This window comes from Serratia sp. ASV30 (assembly GCF_016428815.1).
In the GTDB taxonomy this organism is placed as follows: Bacteria; Pseudomonadota; Gammaproteobacteria; order Enterobacterales; family Enterobacteriaceae; genus Chania; species Chania fonticola_C.
This window is the reverse complement of sequence record NZ_JAELTL010000123.1, coordinates 1-3,708: the sequence shown is the minus strand read 5'-3', so window position 1 is coordinate 3,708 and position 3,708 is coordinate 1. Positions and strand designations below refer to the sequence as shown.

Genomic DNA, 3,708 nt, shown 5'->3' with positions numbered 1-3,708 from the left:
GTCTCGTGGGCTCGGAGATGTGTATAAGAGACAGTACCATGAAAGTAAATGCAAAGGAGAGTTGCTTAAAATATCAATAGCCCCGGGATTTATATTATTACTATTGACAATCTTTGTGTTTGCTTGGAATCCAGAATATGTATCTTTACTTTTGTTTGAAAGAGAAAGTGTTTCTGTTGGTCTGTTAGTTATTTTTATTCTTCTCTTTAACTTTATATTGAGATTTTTATCTTTAGTAGTAAGAATGGAAGGGAGAGGGGTCGGGTTCTCATTGAGCCAATTGGTTCCTAAAATAGTTATATTAATAAGCTTGCTGTGTATTTATTATTTCTGGGAATACTTTAATTTTGAACAATTGTTGTGGGCAAACTTCTTTGGTTTCTTTCTAACTTTAATTATAATGCTATTTATAACAAAAAAAGATTGCCTATTAGCCATTACTTCTCGTGTGAATTATTTTAAATCTAAGGAAATGATTCGTTTCGGATTTCCATTGATATTAGGAAGTTTGGCTTTCTGGGGCGTAACGGTTATGGACAGAATGTTTTTACGAACACTATCCACATTTGAACAATTGGCAATATTTTCTGTTGCGGTCAGTTTCGCAAGTGCGGCGACAATAATACAGAGTATTTTTTCAACTCTTTGGGCTCCAATGGTTTACAAACTTGCTAACAATGAAAAAGAAAGTTTGGGGCTGGTGACAAAAGCGTCAAGATATTTGTTATTCGTCGTTGTTGCCTTATTTTGTATTGCAGGACTTTTATCTTGGGTTGTTGATTTTTTCATTCCTGAAGTTTATGGTAATGTTAAATTTATTTTATTAGCATGTCTTGGTTATCCCTTGCTTTATACATTATCAGAAACAACAGTTGTGGGGATTGGAATAAGCAAAAAAACATATTATTCAATGTTGGCTTCGTTGTTTGCATTGGGTATTAATTTCGGGCTTAATTATATTCTCGTGCCTTGTTATGGGGCTGCGGGAGCTGCCGTTAGTACATGTATGACATTCTGGTTTTTTTTAATTTTCAGGACTGAATTCTCGATACTATGTTGGAAGAAGATACCTAGGATAGAACTATATTTTTTTACATTCTTATGTGTTATGGGGGCGTCGGTCGAAGCAGTATATGGTGGTGAATTTTTTGTTTATTTGAAATTCTATTGGGCTAGCGTACTAATCCTTCTCATGTTTGTTAACCGTTCCTATCTTAAAGGCTTCAAGGTCAAAATATAAGTTAGGTGCATATGGTTTTTAATGTGAATTAATTTTATCTTCTAATTGTATTATCTTTATTTTCTGTTTTTATTATAAGGGGCACTATGAAAATTATCGTCACAGGTGGAGCTGGTTTCATTGGGTCAGCTGTAGCCCGTCACATAATAAACGATACTCAGGATGAAATCATGGTGGTAGATAGTTTGACCTATGCGGGAAATCTTGAGTCACTTAAACTGATTGCGTCCGATGAGCGCTTTAAGTTCGAGCATGTCGATATTTGTAACCGTATTGAATTGGATCGTATCATCAGCGAATTTCAGCCTGATGCTGTGATGCATTTAGCAGCGGAGAGCCACGTTGACCGTTCCATTGATGGGCCTGCTGCATTCATTGAAACCAACATCGTTGGGACCTACACATTGTTGGAAGCAACTCGTCAATACTGGAACAATCTTGTGCCTGTCGCGAAAGAGGCCTTCCGCTTCCATCATATATCGACTGATGAAGTTTATGGTGATCTGCACGGCACGGATGATTTGTTTACGGAAACGACACCTTATGCGCCTAGTAGTCCTTACTCGGCATCTAAAGCATCAAGCGATCATCTGGTGAGGGCTTGGTTGCGTACCTACGGCCTGCCGACAATTGTCACCAACTGCTCAAACAACTACGGCCCTTACCATTTCCCTGAAAAGCTGATCCCACTGGTTATTCTGAATGCTCTGGATGGCAAACCGCTACCGGTATACGGTAATGGGGCTCAGGTACGGGATTGGTTGTATGTAGAAGACCATGCTCGCGCGCTTTATACCGTAGTAACTAAAGGCGTTGTCGGTGAAACCTATAACATCGGTGGGCACAACGAGCGTAAGAACATTGAAGTAGTACAAACCATCTGCCGACTGCTGGATGAGCTAGTACCAGCAAAACCAGAAGGTATCACTGTGTATGAAGATTTGATTACCTACGTTACAGATCGCCCTGGTCATGATATGCGTTATGCAATTGACGCATCCAAAATTGACGAGGAACTGGGTTGGAAGCCACAAGAGACTTTTGAGAGTGGTATCCGGAAAACCGTAGAGTGGTATCTTGCAAATGAAGAGTGGTGGAGCCGTGTTAAAGATGGTTCTTATGCTGGCGAACGCTTGGGATTAACCCGTTAATTTTATTGAGGAAAGACTAATGAAAGGGATTGTACTTGCGGGTGGTTCTGGTACGCGTCTGTATCCTATTACACGTGGTGTATCTAAGCAGTTATTACCTATTTATGATAAACCGATGGTTTATTATCCGATCTCTGTGCTGATGTTGGCTGGGATCCGAGATATCCTGATCATCTCTACTCCAGATGATATGCCTTCCTTCAAACGCTTACTTGGGGATGGTAGCCGTTTCGGTATTAATCTTAGCTACGAAATTCAGCCAAGCCCAGATGGTCTGGCACAAGCTTTCCTGATCGGTGAAGAGTTCATCAACGGAGATCGCTGTGCATTGGTGTTGGGTGATAACATTTATTTTGGCCAGAGCTTCGGTAAAAAATTAGAGAACGTCGTTGCACAGGGTACAGGAGCAACGGTGTTTGGTTATCAGGTAATGGATCCAGAGCGATTTGGTGTTGTTGAATTTGATGAAAATTTCCGTGCACTGTCATTGGAAGAAAAGCCTACGCAGCCTAAATCAAATTGGGCTGTAACCGGTCTTTATTTCTATGATAACAACGTGGTAGAGATGGCTAAGCAAGTAAAACCGTCTCACCGTGGGGAATTGGAGATCACCACTCTCAACCAGATGTATCTTGATGCAGGAAAATTGAATGTCGAGTTACTTGGCCGTGGCTTTGCGTGGTTAGATACCGGGACCCACGATAGTTTGGTTGAGGCTTCACAGTTTATTCATACTATCGAGAAACGTCAAGGATTCAAAGTAGCATGTTTGGAGGAAATCGCTTTCCGTAAAGGCTGGCTTTCTCGTGAGCAAGTGGCAGAAGAGGCCAAATTGCTCGGTAAAACACTTTATGGCCAATATCTATCGCATTTGATTGGGGAAAAGTAACATGCAAGTTAAAAATACTAGAATAGACGGTGTCAAGATTATCCAGCCGAAAGTATTTGGAGATACGCGTGGATTCTTCCTCGAAACATTTGAGAAAAAACGCTACCAAGAGATGTTGGACATCGAACTTGATTTTGTCCAAGATAACCATTCGCGCTCAGCGAAAGGTGTGCTGCGTGGTTTGCATTTTCAGAAAGTAAATCCGCAGGGTAAGTTGGTTCGAGTTGTTCGTGGCGAAGTTTTCGATGTTGCAGCTGTCTCTTATACACATCTGACGCTGCCGACGATGCCAACTAAAAAAGGGGGTGTGGGGGGGGGGGGGGGGGGGGGGGGGGGGGGGGGGGGGGGGGGGGGGGGGGGGGGGGGGGGGGGGGGGGGGGGGGGGGGGGGGGGGGGGGGGGGGGGGGGGGGGGGGGGGGGGGGGGGGG

The 3,708-nt window shown here is 42.8% G+C and carries 4 protein-coding genes and 1 pseudogene; 4 read left to right on the top strand and 1 reads right to left on the bottom strand.

The genetic code is table 11. From position 1 onward, the window contains the following. The 4 genes and pseudogenes from JHD74_RS25545 to JHD74_RS25530 all read left to right on the top strand — a co-directional run. The coding region (locus tag JHD74_RS25545) for a lipopolysaccharide biosynthesis protein (protein WP_233169682.1) at positions 1 to 1,240 on the top strand (1,240 nt) is incomplete at its 5' end. Between the two features lie 86 nt (positions 1,241 to 1,326). Further along, positions 1,327 to 2,391 (top strand): dTDP-glucose 4,6-dehydratase, encoded by a 1,065-nt coding sequence (gene rffG, locus JHD74_RS25540; RefSeq protein ID WP_199063846.1) that lies wholly within the window; start codon positions 1,327 to 1,329, stop codon positions 2,389 to 2,391. A gap of 19 nt (positions 2,392 to 2,410) precedes the next feature. Further along, complete coding sequence (rfbA, locus tag JHD74_RS25535; protein WP_199063845.1) at positions 2,411 to 3,280, top strand: glucose-1-phosphate thymidylyltransferase RfbA; 870 nt, start codon at positions 2,411 to 2,413, stop codon at positions 3,278 to 3,280. Between the two features lies 1 nt (position 3,281). After that, positions 3,282 to 3,533: pseudogene (locus tag JHD74_RS25530) on the top strand (dTDP-4-dehydrorhamnose 3,5-epimerase family protein); the annotation flags it as partial. On the opposite strand, the gene JHD74_RS25525 reads toward JHD74_RS25530, so the two are convergent. Continuing rightward, positions 3,438 to 3,708: hypothetical protein (locus JHD74_RS25525; protein WP_199063848.1), on the bottom strand; the 271-nt coding region annotated here is incomplete at its 5' end. The pseudogene JHD74_RS25530 and the gene JHD74_RS25525 sit on opposite strands and share 96 nt — an antisense overlap.

What these genes read in the sequence shown, in the direction of transcription:
- rffG (WP_199063846.1), top strand. Translation starts at nt 1,327, where the DNA reads ATGAAAATTATCGTCACAGGTGGAGCTGGTTTCATTGGGTCAGCTGTA.
- rfbA (WP_199063845.1), top strand. Translation starts at nt 2,411, where the DNA reads ATGAAAGGGATTGTACTTGCGGGTGGTTCTGGTACGCGTCTGTATCCT.